This window comes from Shewanella sp. MMG014 (genome assembly GCF_018100775.1).
Taxonomy (GTDB): domain Bacteria; phylum Pseudomonadota; class Gammaproteobacteria; order Enterobacterales; family Shewanellaceae; genus Shewanella; species Shewanella japonica.
In genome coordinates this window covers 1-16,011 of sequence record NZ_JAGJDZ010000001.1, presented here as the reverse complement: position 1 = coordinate 16,011, position 16,011 = coordinate 1, and the positions used below count along the sequence as shown (strand labels likewise).

Here is a 16,011-nt window from a genome sequence, read left to right as displayed (position 1 = left end):
GGAGGCAGGCTTGGTAAAAGGGTATGTTGTGAGTCACTCTATATTAACGTAGTGGTTAGTATTAATAACACGCAGATATAAAAAAAGCCCCTAGCGAGGCTTTAAATAGGTGCGGCGGATTTATTATCTCATCAACTACTTTGTTATCTCACCAACTACTTACCATTTTTTCTTTGGCTGGAATAACATGTCAATATCATCTTCGTCATTCTTAGGTGTATTGACCGTTTCTGGAGTGACTTGTTTTTGCTGCGAATTTATTTCTTCTAATAGCTCTTTTGCTTCATCCACTTTACGACTAATGAATGGGTCGTTTGGTGTTTTGGCTTTAATCGCTTGTAGGGTTGCCAGCGCTTTAGAAACCATTTGTTTTGAAGAGCCAAATTGCTTTAGCGAATTAGAAGCTCTTGCTCTCGATAGCATTGATTCGACATTAATGCGAAGCTGATAGCTGTCTATTCGGTTCTCTGCATCAGTAAATACCTGAGGTTCAAGTTTCCCTTTGTTATTTTCAGCTCTCACAATCGCTTTTAATTTTTTCAGCATCTGCACCAATTCTAAAATTTGTTTGTCATTATCAGGCAGACGGAAATTTTCAATTGCCAGCGCTTGAGAAGGGCTAGCACTTAATGTGGTTATTTGAGCTTGAATATCAGATAGACGACGCTGATAGTCAAGTTGCTGCGGCTGATTTTCCAAATGTGTTAGCGAGACTTCTAAGGCTTCATTAATACGTTTATAGAGCACAAGGATTACACTGCTAGGAAAAGAAGCGAGCCCAGTATTTGATAATACGGTTTCTGTTTCATCAATAATGGCACGTTGGCGTTTAAGCTCCATTCTTCGTTCAGCTTCAGCGCGTTCTTTTTGTTGCTGAATGACGCTAATCCCGATAATGAGGATAAATAGTGCGCCTAGAAGGATCAATACCAAAGTAAAGGTCATATGGTTTCCGTTCAATTGTGTGAAAGCAGAGTGGCTGGTTACCACTTTTATTTAATTAATTGATTATATCTTAGCGCATGTCATCGCTTGTGTCGTACAAAAAGTCATTCAATCTGTTGATAATTGCGAGATGTGTCGACTCTGTGAGCAAGGGTAACATTACAGGCTGAGAACATGCAAAATTCTCAATCTCGTTATTACTATTTGCATTAATAAACTAGATGGACTATAACATTTAGCTATAACAGTGTGTTGGTTTGTATCAATGTTGTTTAGTCTCAGATCAGAGTGAAGGTCGTATTATGAAGTTACAGCAATTAAGATATATCGCAGAAGTGGTGAAGCATAATTTAAATGTATCAGCGACAGCTGAAGACCTTTATACCTCGCAACCTGGGATAAGCAAACAAGTTCGTATGTTAGAAGATGAACTTGGTATTCAGATATTCGGACGTAGTGGTAAACATTTAACTCACGTCACACCTGCTGGGCAGCTAGTGATTGATATCTCAAATGATATCCTAGGAAAAGTCGAGAGTATCAAAAAGGTTTCTGAAGAGTACACACAACCGAATCAAGGTGAGCTCAACATTGCGACAACTGATACTCAAGCCCGTTACGCGTTGCCGCAAGTGATTAAACCTTTTATTAAGCGCTACCCAAAAGTTAATCTCCATATGCATCAAGGCACGCCATCTCAGATCAGTGAGCAGGCAGCAAGAGGTGATGCAGATTTCGCCATTGCGACCGAAGCAATGCATTTATACTCAGATTTAATTATGTTGCCTTGCTATCATTGGAATCGTTCGATTGTAGTAACGCGTGATCATCCTTTGGCTAATCGTAAAACACTTTCAATAGAAGACTTAGCAGAGTTTCCTTTAGTCACTTATGTGTTTGGTTTCGATAAAGCCTCTGAGATTGAAAAGTCGTTTAAACGAGCTGAACTAGAGCCAAGAGTCGTATTCAGTGCCACCAGTGCTGATGTATTAAAAACCTATGTGAGGCTTGGCTTAGGCGTCGGAGTGATTGCTTCTATGGCGATTGATCCCGTGATAGATAAAGATTTAGTTGCTATTGATGCGAGACACCTATTTGCCCATAGTACGACTAAAATAGGCTTTAGACGTGGGAGTTTTTTACGAAGCTACATGTATGACTTTATGTATAACTTCGCGCCTCATTTGACCCGAGATGTTGTTGAAAAAGCAGTAGCATTGAGAGATCAGCAATTAATTGATGAGATGTTCGCAGGAATGGAGTTGCCTGTGAGGTAATGATATTTGCCATAAAAAAATCTCGCAATAGCGAGATTTTTTTATGGCATCTTGATGCAAATACAGGGTTAATCAGGCGCGTATCCATGAAGGCCAATTTTCTCACCATCAAGGAAAGCGCAGTTATCATGCATTGTTAACCGCTTTAAGCTAAACCATTTAACGACTAACGGATAAATGGCATGTTCTTGTTCATGTACTCGACTAGATAATGTTTCAACAGTATCTTCATCATATACAGGTACCTTAGCTTGTAATATCACAGGGCCAGCATCAAGTTCTGGTATCACAAAGTGAACACTCGCGCCGTGCTCAGTATCTTTCGCATCAATCGCTCTTTGATGCGTATGTAAACCAGCATATTTAGGCAATAATGAAGGATGGATATTAATCATTTTACCTAAATACTGGCTAACAAACTCATCTGATAAGATCCGCATGAAACCAGCAAGTACAATTAAGTCAGGCTGATAGCGCTCAATAACAGTTTGCAAGCGCAAGTCATATTGCTGACGCGATTCATCTTTACGGGCTATAACGCAACTAGTATCAATCTCACTATGGTGAGCTCGAACTAAACCGTAAGCATCGGCTTTATTACTAATAACACCGACGACTTCAGCATTGACGTTATCATCACAACCATCAATGATGGCTTGTAAGTTACTTCCATTGCCTGAAATAAGAACAAGAACGCGACAGCATTCAGACATTTAATTAATCTCCACTTGCTCTTCGTCACCTTGACGATTAGCAATTTCACCGATTAACCAAGCATTTTCGCCTTCAGCTTTAAGTAACGCTAAAGCTGATTCAACTTTTTCTGCAGGAAGAGCGATAATCATACCCACACCACAGTTAAAGGTACGGTACATTTCAAATTGTTCAATGTTGCCGTTTTCCATTAGCCAGTCAAAAACGACAGGCCATTGCCATGAGTCACCTTTAACGACGGCTTTGCAGTCATCTGGCAATACGCGTGGGATATTTTCCCAGAAACCACCACCAGTAATGTGTGCCATTGCATGAACTTCAGTTTGCTCAAGCAATTTCAGTAATGGCTTAACATAGATTTTAGTTGGTTCTAATAAGTGCTCGATAAGTGGCTTACCGGCTAGATCTTGCTGCGGATCGGCTTTGCTCACTTCTAATACTTTACGTATTAACGAGTAGCCATTTGAATGAGGCCCTGTTGAACCTAGCGCAATAAGTGCATCGCCAGATTGTACTTTTGTACCATCGATGATTGCTTCTTTTTCAGCAACACCAACACAAAAACCTGCTAAGTCGTAGTCTTCGCCTTCGTACATGCCTGGCATTTCAGCCGTTTCACCACCAATTAACGCACAACCAGATTGATGACAACCTTCAGCAATACCATTGACAACAGAAGTCGCTGTTTCAACGTCGAGTTTACCTGTAGCGTAGTAATCGAGGAAGAATAAAGGCTCTGCACCAGATACGATTAAATCATTGACACACATAGCAACTAAATCAACACCAACAGTGTCATGCTTTTTATAATCAATCGCTAAACGTAATTTAGTACCAACACCATCAGTGCCGGAAACCAGTACAGGGTGCTTGTATTTAGTCGGTAGTTCGCATAATGCGCCAAAACCGCCTAAATTGCCCATGACTTCAGGACGATGAGTGCGTTTAACCGCAGTTTTAATGTTGTCTACTAATGCATTACCAGCATCGATATCAACGCCAGCGTCTTTGTAACTAAGTGGTGTAGGAGTGCTCACGGAGGATCCTCTAGGGTACATCGTTTTATGGGATTTTATGCGGCGGTATTCTATCAGCTTGTGAATGCCGTCGAAAGTCATCATTTGGATTTATACGTTTATGAAAACAGTTTTCTGTAATGGTTTTAGCTGGTTAGCGTGAGATTGTTTGCAATTATGAAACTTTATGTTTTATATCGAGGATAAATAAACTAAGATTTGAACAATTTGCAAAAAATATCTCATCACTAGGAGTGCAAAATGAAAGTCGTTGAAGTAAAACATCCGTTAATTCGTCACAAAGTGGGTTTAATGCGCGAAGCTGACATTAGTACTAAACGTTTTCGTGAGCTAGCAACGGAAGTGGGTAGTTTATTAACTTACGAAGCTACTGCGGATTTTGAAACTGAAACAGTTACGATTAATGGTTGGAATGGCCCTGTTGAGATAGAACAAATTAAAGGTAAAAAGGTCACGGTTGTACCAATTCTACGAGCTGGACTTGGCATGATGGACGGCGTGCTAGAGCATATGCCCAGTGCCAAAATCTCTGTGGTAGGGATTTACCGCGATGAAGAGACGTTAGAGCCGGTTCCTTACTTTGATAAACTTGTTAGTAATGTAGATGAGCGTGTAGCGATTGTCGTCGACCCAATGCTTGCAACTGGTGGCTCAATGATTGCGACTATCGATTTATTGAAAAAGCGTGGTTGTGTTTCGATTAAAGCACTAGTGCTAGTTGCTGCGCCAGAAGGGATTAAAGCATTAGAAGCTGCGCATCCAGATATTGAGTTATTTACTGCATCTATTGATGATTGTTTGAATGAACAAGGTTACATTTTACCTGGTTTAGGTGATGCTGGAGATAAAATTTTCGGTACTAAATAATCAAAGAGTCATTTGATGTGTTGTAAAAAGGGAGCCATTGGCTCCCTTTTTTGTATTTATATTCTATCTACTACAATACCATTGCAGCAATCCAGCCAAAGGCGATTAAGGGAATGTTGTAGTGAATAAACGTCGGAATAACACTGTCACGAATATGATCGTGTTGACCATCCGCATTTAAGCCCGCAGTAGGGCCTAATGTAGAGTCTGAAGCTGGTGAACCCGCATCGCCCAATGCGGCAGCAGTGCCTACAAGTGCAATAGTTGCAGCTACAGAAAATCCAAATGTTAATGCTAGTGGCACATAAATCGTGGCGATGATAGGGATGGTTGAGAATGAAGAACCAATACCCATAGTAATTAACAAGCCTACTACTAACATCAATAATGCAGCTAATGCTTTATTATCTCCAATAATGTCACCAAGCGAAGCAACAAGAGTACTCACTTCACCCGTTGATTTTACAACTGCAGCAAAACCTGCAGCTGCAATCATAATAAAACCAATGTTGGCCATCATTAGCACACCTTGATTAAACATGTCTTGTCTAACGTCAGGTTTGATAATTCCAGAGAAACGAAAAATGATAAAACCTGTTAAGGCACCGAAAATCATTGAGTCAGTTTGAAGTTGCACAACCAGTGTTGCAACTATCGCTACTAACGATATTAAAATGGTTTTCTTATTAATACTGATTTCTTCTTGCTCAACAGTAATATCTTTTGCTTCGTATATTCTTGGTTTTCGATAAGTGATGAATACCGCAGTCAATAAACCAGCAATCATTCCAAGTGCAGGTAGTAGCATAGCTGCAGGGATCTGTTCTTTTACGGCTTCTAGGCCATTATTGTTTAAATTGGCTAATAGTATGTCATTTAAAAATATGCCGCCAAAACCAATCGGTAGAATCATATAGGTCGTCACTAAACCAAATGTGATAATACAAGCGACAAGGCGTCTATCAATTTGCAGTTTACTAAGCACATGAAGTAGCGGCGGGATAAGGATCGGGATAAAGGCAATATGAATCGGCAAAATATTTTGCGAGCTAATCGCCATTAATAAAATTGAGGCAAGTAATAACCAACGAACGACTAAAGTATTGGTGCTGTTTGGCTCTTTACCTACTTTTTTAATAATATTATGCGAAATAAGGGTCGTTAAACCAGAATGCGATAACGCAGCAGCAAAAGCCCCTAGCAAAGCATAACTCAAGGCGATTTGCGCTCCGCCTCCTAAGCCATCATTAAAGGCTCCTATTGTTTGGTGAATATCAAGTCCACCAACTAAACCCGCTACCAAGGCGCTAACCGTTAGTGCAATAACAACATTCACACGCATGAGACTTAATGCAAGCATTAAGGTGACAGCAATTACGACTGCATTCATATTTAAGTTTTCTTATTTAATTTTTATTTAGATAGACATAGTGCAATCATTCTTGTCTGTATAAAACCTCATGTCCAGTTTATCTCGGTTGAGTTTACGAAAACTGAATGCTTGTAAGTAGGGTTTATCATTGATGTAACAAGGCGTGTAAGGATGTTGAAAATTTTTTTAGGAATAAAAAAGGATTGATATGGAGTATTTTTCATCAAGTAAACCATATTTCATCTTAAAAGGCTTATGTCTTTATTCAATTAGCGGTAAGGTATAGCGCAATTATCCTACATTCGTCGTGTTAATCGTTAACACGTATGTGAGCTATCTCGCATATTGTATTTGTTTGGGTATAATGCTTATCAGTTTTAAACAGGTATTGTGTTAATTTTTTTCAATCCATAGATGGAGATTTAAAATGAGCGTATTAGTAGGCCGTCCGGCCCCAGATTTTACTGCCGCAGCGGTTCTTGGTACTGGTGAAATCGTTGATAGTTTCAATCTATCTACCGCGATTAAAGGTAAGCCAGCAGTTGTTTTCTTTTACCCGCTAGACTTCACTTTTGTTTGTCCTTCAGAGCTGATTGCTTTTGATCACCGCATTGAAGAGTTCACTAAACGTGGTGTTGAAGTTATCGGTGTTTCAATCGATTCTCAATTCTCTCATCACGCTTGGAGAAAAACTGCCGTTGAAAAAGGCGGTATCGGTGAAGTTAACTACACATTAGTAGCTGACGTAAAACATGAAATCTGTAAAGCATATGACGTTGAGCATCCAGAAGCTGGTGTTGCCTTCCGTGCATCATTCCTAATTGACAAAGAAGGTCAAGTTCGTCACCAAGTGGTTAACGACTTACCACTAGGTCGTAATGTTGATGAAATGCTACGTATGATTGACGCATTACAATTCCACGAAGAGCACGGTGAAGTATGTCCTGCTGGTTGGGAAAAAGGCGACAAAGGCATGACAGCAACAACTGAAGGTGTTGCTTCTTACCTAAAAGATAACTCTGACAAGCTTTAATATTCGTTTGTTAGACATAAAAAAAAGCTGCCTCGGCAGCTTTTTTTATTTATATCAATCAGCTTTCTGATGTTTCTTTAATTGATTCTTCTTCGTGCTCTTCGCTTACCATTGGCCAGCCGCCTAAAGTCTTCCATTTATTGACGATGTAGCAAAATAACTCAGCAGTGCGCTCTGTATCGTACAAGGCTGAATGAGCCTCTTTATTGTCAAATTCAATTCCTGCCATTTTACAGGCCTTTGCTAACACTGTATGACCTATTGCAAGCCCTGCAAGCGTGGCGGTGTCGAAAGTGGCAAACGGGTGGAAAGGTGAGCGTTTTAAATCGTTTCGTTCTATGGCTTTATTAACAAAGCCAATATCAAATGCAGCATTATGGGCCACAATAATACAGCGATGACAATCAGCGGCTTTCTGCGCTTTTTTGACATGCTTGAATATTTCTAGAAAAGCTTGCTTTTCTTCAACGGCTCCACGCAATGGATTTGTTGGATCAATGCCATTAAAAGCAAGTGCTTCGGGTTCTAGGTTAGCGCCTTCAAATGGTTCAATATGAAAGTGAAGTGTTTTATCTAGTTCGATAAAACCATCATCATTCATTTTAAGGGTGGTAACCGCTATTTCTAGCAACGCATCAGTGGCGGCATTAAATCCAGCTGTTTCAACATCAATAACAACAGGGAAGTAGCCTCTAAAACGGTGTTTGAATTTATTTGCGTCGCAGATATCGCTCATTAAAAACCTCTTTCTTTAATATGGTGGCTATTATGCTAAAAGAGAGAGCCAGTGTCATGTGTGAATGAGTAAATTCTACGCTAAAGAAACATAAAACGATGCCGATAGAGTATTGTGACTAGCAAACAGGGTGTTTTTTATGTGGCGTAAGGCAATTCTAGTATCAAGCTTTTGTTTAGTAAGTTCTGCACAAGCAGACTTACAGCATTATGTTGCATCATTAGATAACTCTATGTGGCGCATTAGTGAAAACAGCCCAATTGAATGCCGTTTAGAACATGATATCCCTGATTATGGCAAAGCCATTTTTACTAGCAAAGCAGGTAAAGATTTAAACCTTAATTTTACCTTAGATATGTGGAACAAGCCCGATCAAGTGACTAATGCTGAGTTAATTAGTAAAGCACCTCAGTGGCGTCCTGGCGTAAATGAAAAAGCGATCACTAAACTTAAATATCAAAAACAATTTAATGGCGAAGTTCCAAAGAAAGCGGCTTGGTCAATGTTGTCAGAATTAAGTAAAGGCATGCAACCGACTTTTTACTACGCAGATTGGTATAATCAATCTGACAAAGTCGCTGTAGGCTTATCTTCGGCAAATTTTGGTGGTGAGTACCGTCAGTTTCGTTCTTGTTTAGCGACGCTGTTACCTTACGGTTTTGATGATATAGCGTTTACCGTGCTCAATTATGAAGAGGGTGGAACTAATTTAACCCGTTTTTCAAAACAGCAGCTGAAACGTGTTCAAGAGTATTTATCCTATGATTCTGATGTAGAGTTAGTGTTTGTTGATGCTTATACTGACAGTTATGGTGGTCGCTCTGTGAATCAAAGGGTGTCACAGCGTCGTGCAGACACAGTTGCAGATCTTCTTGTTGCAAGTGGCATTGAAGAAAGTCGTATTCATAAGACGGGTCATGGTGAACGTCGTCATGTTGCATCTAACGATCTTGTTGAAGAAAGAGCACGTAACCGCCGCGTAGTGATCAAAATTTCCAAGAGCATTTAAATTTCAATTTCTGCCTATCACGACTCTAGCAGCCCCAATCTCTTTCAAGGCTTAACTCAGCGTTAAGCCTTTTTAGTTTTCTAAGCCACTGATTGAACATCATGATGGCAGCACCACAAAGTAAGTTGCATTTTAATGAACTGAGACTCATTAGAATAAAGTCGATGATAAATTTAAGGTAAAAAAAAGCCCACTTAAAATAAGTGGGCCAAACAATTTGTATTCACAAATTCAAGGAAGGAAGTCAAGCATAAGAACCAGGGATAAGTTGAGGTATTGGGGTACATCAACTAGGAGTTCTTGGTTTTCAATAACTAAATAAGCTATGTCCTGAAAACAAGATGAATTTTAGAGAGTTTACTCTAAGGTGACAAACTAGAAAAATTACAGCTTCAGATTAGTATTTCTAATTCATTACAATGTCGTTAAATTTTTACTAATCACAATAATTAAATCAGAATACCTAAAATGGCCGTTTATATTCATTCGTTATGCATATTTAATTGTTTTTGTGCTTATTTCAATTGATGTATAAATGTTAAATTTACAATTCTACTAACAATACAAAAAAATTTAATAATAAGAAATACTGCTGAATTCCCTTGTTAATAGGGTTTTTAGTACTTTGGTAAGGGATAGGGAAATCGTATCTTTAGTGACTAGCTAGAATTGATGTCTTCGTTAATTTTTTTATAATTTTTTGCTATACAGGGAACAAAGTTGAGGTCGCCCTGTATAATTAACCCGCTTTTTGTGCGGATATTAACCACCTGTATGACTTTGTATCCTTTATCGCTATATCCACAAACTACAGCATAAGTAACTTTTAGCACTATATATTCTTATCCAAATGCTCTTTTGGGAAAGTCATCGCAGAAATAACCGATTGAATGACCTATGTGTATAGACTTTTTAGGACTTCTTTAACTAATTACCCATCAAATTATTTACGCATCACTATTGATAAACTCTCATTACTCATTACTCATTACTCATTACTCATTACTCATGACTTTTTCTAAAAATGAAAATTAATCATTCTTGCTGTCTACTGTGACTTAACGATTTTATATGAGTGACTTATAAATTTGACTAATAAACACGCTGGAAAACGTTTATGTTTGTTCTCTAGTTACTTTGTTAAACATCCCCTTTATGTAGTGAACCTCCTTCAATGGTTAACTCGAATGAGGAACGCTTAAAAGTTAAATGTTTGTAAATGAATCAATAGCTAACATTAAACATTCTTCATTTATTAGGCATATCGCTGCAAAAGCCCTAAGTTTAATGGCAAATTAATCATCGCTCTTTAAAATAAACCTTTTATAGCTGTGTCCTTTTATTCACAAGCGTGGTGGTACTCGGTATAGTAAGCCATCTTTTATTACGCAAAATTCACAATCGCTAATTATGTTTACATGGCCAATTTCAATTTATTATGAAGACACGGATGCCGGTGGCGTTGTGTATCATTCTAATTATTTAAATTTCTTTGAACGAGCAAGAACTGAATGGCTTAAATCGATGGGAGTAGTACAAAGCACACTTTTAGCTGATGATATTGCTTTTGTGGTTAAGCATGCTGAGTTAGATTTTCGAATTGCAGCTAGGTTTGAACAGAACTTATTTGTTGAATCAAAGGTCATAGAATTAAAAAAAGCCTCTTTGGTATTTAAGCAGCGTTTGCTTGACGATAACGGTGACTGTTATTGTGAAGGAACCATTATTGTTGCTTGTATCGCGCTATCTCGTATGCGCCCAAGAGCTATCCCATTAAATATTGTGCAGGAGTTTAATCGTGCAAGCTGAAATTTCTTTTATAGGTCTTTTTTTAGAGGCAAGTGTCCTCGTCAAACTGGTAATGCTGACCTTACTTTGTCTATCAATAGCATCATGGGCTGTTATTATTCAGCGCAGGAAGTTATTAAACTCAGCTCGTGCTAAATCAATTAAGTTTGAAGACACATTTTGGTCAGGTGTGGATTTAAATAAACTCTACAAAGAATTATCTGCGCGAAGTGAAGGGGTTTCGGGACTGGAAGCGTTATTCGTTGCAGGATTTAAAGAGTATTCTCGTTTGAGTCAAGCAAATAGTAAGTCACCGGAAGCCGTCATGGATGGCACATCTAGAGCGATGCGTGTGAGTTTATCTCGTGAAGTTGAAAGACTAGAAACCCATCTACCTTTATTAGCTACCATTGGCTCAACCAGCCCATATATTGGTTTATTTGGAACGGTATGGGGCATTATGAATTCGTTTATTGCCTTAGGTGCAGTTGAAAACGCTACCTTAGCTATGGTAGCACCAGGTATTGCTGAAGCATTAATTGCAACTGCAATGGGTTTATTTGCAGCGATCCCTGCCGTAATTGGTTATAACCGCTTTTCGACACAAGTTGAAAAACTAGAAATGGCGCATGTAAACTTTATGGAAGAGTTCTCTAACATATTGCAACGCCAAGCCTACAGTGAGAAGGAAGCGGTGTAATGTATCAACGTAAGCGCCGTCGTCCGGTCGCCGAAATCAATGTTGTTCCTTATATTGACGTCATGTTGGTGTTGTTGATCATCTTTATGGTCACAGCACCTATCGTGTCGCAAGGCGTAAAAGTAGAATTGCCACAAGGCGAAGCTGAACCTTTACCTGCAGAAAGTAAACCACCAATCGTTGCTTCTATCGATGAGTTTGGTGAGTACTTCTTAAATGTGGGGAGTGGTTCAAGTGATGATCCGCTGTCTTTGGATGAGATCTCTATCCAAGTTGGTGCGATGATCCAGCTAGAGCCAGAAAGGCCAGTCGTTGTTAAGGCTGATAGAAGAATTCCTTATGAAAATGTGATTCAGTTAATGGTCAGTCTACAGGGCGCAGGTGTGCCTGCTGTTGGCCTAATGACTGATTCACCTAAGGAGTAATTCAGTGGCTGTAAAATCAGAATTAACCTTACCTATTACTATTTCAGCTGGCATTCATATTGGTGTTATTGTTGCGTTAGCTCTTGGTATCAGTTTTGAAGACAAGCCAAAGCACCTGCCTCAAGCGCAATCATCTGAGCCAGTTGTGCAAGCAGTTGTCGTTGATCAACAACGTATTAATGAGCATGCTGAAAAACTCAAAAAACAGCGAATTGAAATGCAACGTAAAGAGCGTGAGCGTCAAGAAGAGTTAGATAGGCAAGCCCGCAAAGCGAAGGAAGAAGTTAGAAAAGAGCAGGAGCGAATAAAGCAGCTTGAGAACCAACGCAGAATAAAAGAACAAGAGACATTAAAAGCGAATAATGCAGCTAAGGCTGCAAAACTAAAAGAAGCTGAAGAAAAAGCAAAAGCTGAAAAAGCAGCTGAATTAAGAAAGCAAAAAGAAGCTGAGCGTAAAGCAGCGGAGAAAAAAGCCGCTGAAAAACGTAAAGCTGAAGAAGCAGCGGCAGCGAAAAAGCGAGAAGAAGAACGTAAACGTAAAGAAGAAGCAGAACGGAAACGCAAAGCTGAAGAAGCAGAACGTGCTCGTCAAGAACGTGAAATGGCTGAAGCAATGGCAGCTGAGCAAGTCGCTTTATCGGCAACACGTTCAAAGCAAATTACGTCAGAAGTCAATAAATATACAGCAATGATTAAATCAACGATTCAACGCAATTTGGTGGTTGATGAGTCAATGCGTGGTAAAAGTTGCCAAGTACTTATTCGACTCGCAAAAGATGGGTTTGTGACGGCAAGCCAAACGTTAAGTGGCGATCAAGTCGTTTGCCGTGCTGCGAAAGCTGCAATTAATAAAGCGGGGCGTTTACCCGTTTCTTCTGAAGAAGATGTTTACAATAAAATGAAAGAAATTAATTTAACCGTATCACCGGAATTTAATTAAAGGAGTCACATGAAGATTTTGGCAAAATGGTTAACAGTTTTTGTATTTTTAACCAGTACCACGGCAAATGCTGCGCTAGATATTGTTATTACTGAAGGTGTTGATGCCGCAAGGCCCATTGCGGTCATGCCTTTTGTATGGCAAGGAACAGGGCCAGCGCCAACACAAATTAGTGATGTTGTTACAAGTGATTTAGCTCGTAGTGGTACATTTAGCCCATTGGATGCTCGCAGTCTACCGCAAGCGAATATCAGTACTGTTAACGAATTTATTGCAACAGGTTGGGAGCAAACGGCTTCAGATGCACTCTTAGTCGGTTCGATTAAACCTTATGGTACTAATCAGTACTTAGTGAGTTTTGACTTAATCGACTTAGTCAAAGCGCAATTGCAGTCAGACAAAGGTCCAGTACCTGCAAGTGACTTATTATTGGAAAGCCGTGAAACGGTAATCAGTGAGTCGCAATTTAGACAGTATGGTCATCGCATCAGTGACATCGTGTATGAAAAGCTAACTGGAATACGTGGTGCCTTCTTAAGTCGTATTGCTTATGTGGTTGTGAAACAGGGTGAGAAATCACCGTATCACTTGATGATCGCTGATTATGACGGATATAACGAGCAAATGTTATTGCGTTCGCCTGAACCGTTAATGTCACCGACTTGGTCTCCTGACGGACGTCGTCTCGCTTATGTGAGTTTTGAGAATCGTAAAGCAGAAATATTTGTTCAAGATATCTATACTCAAGAACGTATTAAGGTGAGCTCCCATAAAGGTATTAATGGTGCACCAAGCTTTTCGCCTGATGGTAAAAAGTTAGCTGTTACATTATCAAAAGATGGACAACCTGAAATTTACGTGATTGATATAGCGACAAAGGCACTTAAACGTGTGACAAATCACTACGCTATTGATACAGAAGCATCTTGGATGCCTGATGGAGAGTCATTGATTTTTACTTCAGAACGTGGCGGCAGACCTCAAATTTATCAAGTTAAATTGAGTACTGGAAAAATCTCACGTGTAACGTTTGAAGGTGAGTGGAACCTCGGCGGTACTATCACTCCTGATGGACGTAGTATGATTTTTGTAAATCGTACTAATGGTAAATTTAATATTGCGAGAATGGATCTTCAAACTCGCTTTATGCAAGTGCTTACTTCAACTCAACTTGATGAGTCACCAAGTATTGCACCTAATGGAACCATGGTTATCTATGGTACAACCTATCGCGGTAAGCAAGTATTAGCAGCGGTATCTATGGATGGACGTTTTAAAGCAAGACTACCAGCAGGCCAAGGTGAAGTGAAATCGCCAGCCTGGTCTCCATTTCTATAAATTTTAATTAAGGATTACCCATGAATCTGAATAAGTTGTTTAAAGCTATGTTAGTTGTTGTACCTGTAATGGCATTAGGTGCATGTAGCACAACTTCAGAATCTGAAACTGACGCAAGTGGTTCAACTAGTAGTTCTACTACTACAACCACTGGCGGTGAATATGGTTCTGGTGGTGTTGAAACAGGTGGCGCAGCGCCAATCTTAACTCCAGAAGAGCAGCAACGTATTGAGCAAGAAGAATTACGTGCTCAAAATATTATTTATTTTGATTTTGACCGTAGTGAAGTACAAAGTGAAAATGCTGCAATTATTCAAGCTCACGGAAACTATTTAGTTGAGCACCCAAATGTACGTGTATTAATTGAAGGTCATGCTGATGAGCGTGGCACGCCTGAATACAATATTGCGTTAGGTGAACGTCGTGCTAAAGCTATTGCTAAATACTTACAAGGTATGGGTGTTCAAGCTAGCCAAATGAGTGTTGTTAGTTATGGTGAAGAAAAGCCATTAGATTTTTCACGCAGTGAAAGTGGTTTTGCAAAAAACCGCCGCGGTGTTTTAGTTTATTAATCGCGAAGAGTAAAAGCGATAACGGAAGGCCGGCTATGCCGGCCAGTTTAGGAGTTTATTGATGAAACATGCTGTTTTAGTTGCTGCGATGTTTGTAGCTGCAGGTGCTAACGCTGCCCCTGCACCTGTTCAAGATATTGCAGGCGGGTCAAATGATGATCGACTATCTCGTTTAGAACGTATTATTAAAGCAAAACAACAATCTGAATTTGAAGCGCAACAACGTTTAGATGCATTACAACGTGAAGTTCTTGAGTTACGTGGTATTACTGAACAGCAAGATTATCAAATTAGTCAAATGTTGCAGCGCCAACGCCAGCTTTATGAAGAAATTGCTAATTTATCAGCGAGTGCGGCGTCGACCACTGTCTCTGTCGCTGATACTGCTACATCTGCTGGCACTCAGTCTACTCTAGGGGAAACTGCAAGCTATGAGCAAGCCGTGAACCTTGTATTGAAAGAGCGTAAGTACGATGAAGCCATTCCGGCCTTTAGTGACTTCATTAAACAATACCCAGATTCCACATATGCTGCCAATGCCAACTATTGGTTAGGCCAGTTGTTATTCAATAAAGGTACTTTTGCTGAAGCTAAAGTTGCATTTAATACCGTGGTCAATAAATATCCTAACTCTAATAAACGTGGTGATAGTTTAGTTAAGTTAGGCATGATCGCTGAAAAAGAAGGTGACAGTGCGACAGCGAAGACATTCTATAACCGAGTGTTGAAAGAATACGCTAATAGTGCCTCAGCAAGACTTGCCCAACAACAATTGTCGGCTTTGTAAGCCTAATTTAACTAAAAAACAGCCTCTTAGTTTATTTTTAGTGCAAACGGCAAAAAAACCATAAATTGCACTTGCATGCGAAGATGAAAAAGGTATTATAGGCGCCCTCAGAACGGAGCGACGTTCTGAGGTCATTAAACAGGTTAGATTAACTTAGTTAGATGACAGATTGATTGAACTCTATTTATAGTCTTCACTTAATCTAAGAAACAGAAATGGGTCGTTAGCTCAGTTGGTAGAGCAGTTGGCTTTTAACCAATTGGTCGAAGGTTCGAATCCTTCACGACCCACCACTTTTCTGAAAGTGAGATTGCCAGTCAGGCTTTAATTCAGACGTAATGAATCGTTACGTAAAACCAGATGGGTTTTTAGCTCAGTTGTTTAGTTTAATTAGGCAGTTGGCTTTCTCTCCAATTAAAACATAGGTTTTAATGAAATACAGATGGGTCGTTAGCTCAGTTGTTTGGTTTA

Annotated in this window: 16 protein-coding genes and 1 tRNA gene; 12 read left to right on the top strand and 5 right to left on the bottom strand. The window is 39.5% G+C overall.

Annotation, left to right across the window (positions count from 1 at the left end; translation table 11 throughout):
• Positions 1-159: 159 nt before the first annotated feature.
• Positions 160-945: a hypothetical protein gene (locus tag J8L86_RS00085; RefSeq protein ID WP_055023805.1), complete on the bottom strand. Its 786-nt coding sequence runs from the start codon at positions 943-945 to the stop codon at positions 160-162.
• A 302-nt stretch (positions 946-1,247) separates the two neighbouring features.
• On the opposite strand from J8L86_RS00085, the gene cysB reads away from it, so the two are divergent.
• Entirely contained in the window at positions 1,248-2,222 is a 975-nt protein-coding gene (gene cysB, locus J8L86_RS00080) for an HTH-type transcriptional regulator CysB (protein ID WP_055023804.1), read from the top strand.
• A 68-nt stretch (positions 2,223-2,290) separates the two neighbouring features.
• Here cysB and purN read toward each other — a convergent pair whose 3' ends face one another.
• Both purN and purM read right to left on the bottom strand, forming a co-directional pair.
• A complete protein-coding gene (gene purN, locus J8L86_RS00075; RefSeq protein WP_055023803.1) occupies positions 2,291-2,935 on the bottom strand; it encodes a phosphoribosylglycinamide formyltransferase in 645 nt (214 codons plus the stop codon).
• A complete protein-coding gene (gene purM / locus J8L86_RS00070; protein ID WP_055023802.1) occupies positions 2,936-3,973 on the bottom strand; it encodes a phosphoribosylformylglycinamidine cyclo-ligase in 1,038 nt (345 codons plus the stop codon).
• A gap of 240 nt (positions 3,974-4,213) precedes the next feature.
• Here purM and upp point away from each other — a divergent pair, with 240 nt between their 5' ends.
• Positions 4,214-4,840 carry a uracil phosphoribosyltransferase gene (gene upp, locus J8L86_RS00065; protein WP_055023801.1) on the top strand — a complete coding sequence of 209 codons (627 nt, stop codon included), beginning with the start codon at positions 4,214-4,216 and terminating at the stop codon, positions 4,838-4,840.
• A gap of 70 nt (positions 4,841-4,910) precedes the next feature.
• Here the strand turns inward: upp and J8L86_RS00060 are convergent, their stop codons facing one another.
• Positions 4,911-6,230: a Na+/H+ antiporter NhaC family protein gene (locus tag J8L86_RS00060; protein WP_065108324.1), complete on the bottom strand. Its 1,320-nt coding sequence runs from the start codon at positions 6,228-6,230 to the stop codon at positions 4,911-4,913.
• 409 nt (positions 6,231-6,639) lie between these two features.
• Between J8L86_RS00060 and J8L86_RS00055 the strand changes: the two genes are divergently transcribed.
• Entirely contained in the window at positions 6,640-7,245 is a 606-nt protein-coding gene (locus J8L86_RS00055) for a peroxiredoxin C (protein ID WP_055023799.1), read from the top strand.
• A gap of 58 nt (positions 7,246-7,303) precedes the next feature.
• Here the strand turns inward: J8L86_RS00055 and rnt are convergent, their stop codons facing one another.
• Positions 7,304-7,981, bottom strand: a complete 678-nt coding sequence (gene rnt / locus J8L86_RS00050; RefSeq protein ID WP_055023798.1) for a ribonuclease T — start codon at positions 7,979-7,981, stop codon at positions 7,304-7,306.
• 139 nt (positions 7,982-8,120) lie between these two features.
• Here rnt and J8L86_RS00045 point away from each other — a divergent pair, with 139 nt between their 5' ends.
• The 9 genes from J8L86_RS00045 to J8L86_RS00005 all read left to right on the top strand — a co-directional run bounded on the left by J8L86_RS00045 (position 8,121) and on the right by J8L86_RS00005 (position 15,833).
• Positions 8,121-8,990 (top strand): OmpA family protein, encoded by an 870-nt coding sequence (locus tag J8L86_RS00045; RefSeq protein ID WP_055023797.1) that lies wholly within the window; start codon positions 8,121-8,123, stop codon positions 8,988-8,990.
• Between the two features lie 1,407 nt (positions 8,991-10,397).
• Positions 10,398-10,799, top strand: coding sequence for a tol-pal system-associated acyl-CoA thioesterase (gene ybgC, locus J8L86_RS00040; protein WP_119968336.1), 402 nt, complete (start codon positions 10,398-10,400; stop codon positions 10,797-10,799).
• On the top strand, positions 10,789-11,478 hold the full coding sequence (tolQ, locus tag J8L86_RS00035; RefSeq protein WP_055023795.1) for a protein TolQ: 690 nt from the start codon (positions 10,789-10,791) through the stop codon (positions 11,476-11,478). The genes ybgC and tolQ overlap by 11 nt, the downstream gene beginning before the upstream one ends.
• Positions 11,478-11,903, top strand: coding sequence for a protein TolR (gene tolR / locus J8L86_RS00030; protein ID WP_055023794.1), 426 nt, complete (start codon positions 11,478-11,480; stop codon positions 11,901-11,903). The genes tolQ and tolR overlap by 1 nt, the downstream gene beginning before the upstream one ends.
• 4 nt (positions 11,904-11,907) lie before the next feature.
• Complete coding sequence (gene tolA / locus J8L86_RS00025) at positions 11,908-12,843, top strand: cell envelope integrity protein TolA (protein ID WP_211028150.1); 936 nt, start codon at positions 11,908-11,910, stop codon at positions 12,841-12,843.
• Between the two features lie 9 nt (positions 12,844-12,852).
• Positions 12,853-14,181, top strand: a complete 1,329-nt coding sequence (gene tolB / locus J8L86_RS00020) for a Tol-Pal system beta propeller repeat protein TolB (protein WP_055023792.1) — start codon at positions 12,853-12,855, stop codon at positions 14,179-14,181.
• A gap of 20 nt (positions 14,182-14,201) precedes the next feature.
• Complete coding sequence (gene pal, locus J8L86_RS00015) at positions 14,202-14,753, top strand: peptidoglycan-associated lipoprotein Pal (RefSeq protein WP_211028146.1); 552 nt, start codon at positions 14,202-14,204, stop codon at positions 14,751-14,753.
• Positions 14,754-14,814: 61 nt separating this feature from the next.
• Entirely contained in the window at positions 14,815-15,540 is a 726-nt protein-coding gene (gene ybgF, locus J8L86_RS00010) for a tol-pal system protein YbgF (RefSeq protein ID WP_055023790.1), read from the top strand.
• A 217-nt stretch (positions 15,541-15,757) separates the two neighbouring features.
• Positions 15,758-15,833, top strand: a tRNA-Lys gene (locus J8L86_RS00005).
• Positions 15,834-16,011 lie beyond the last annotated feature (178 nt).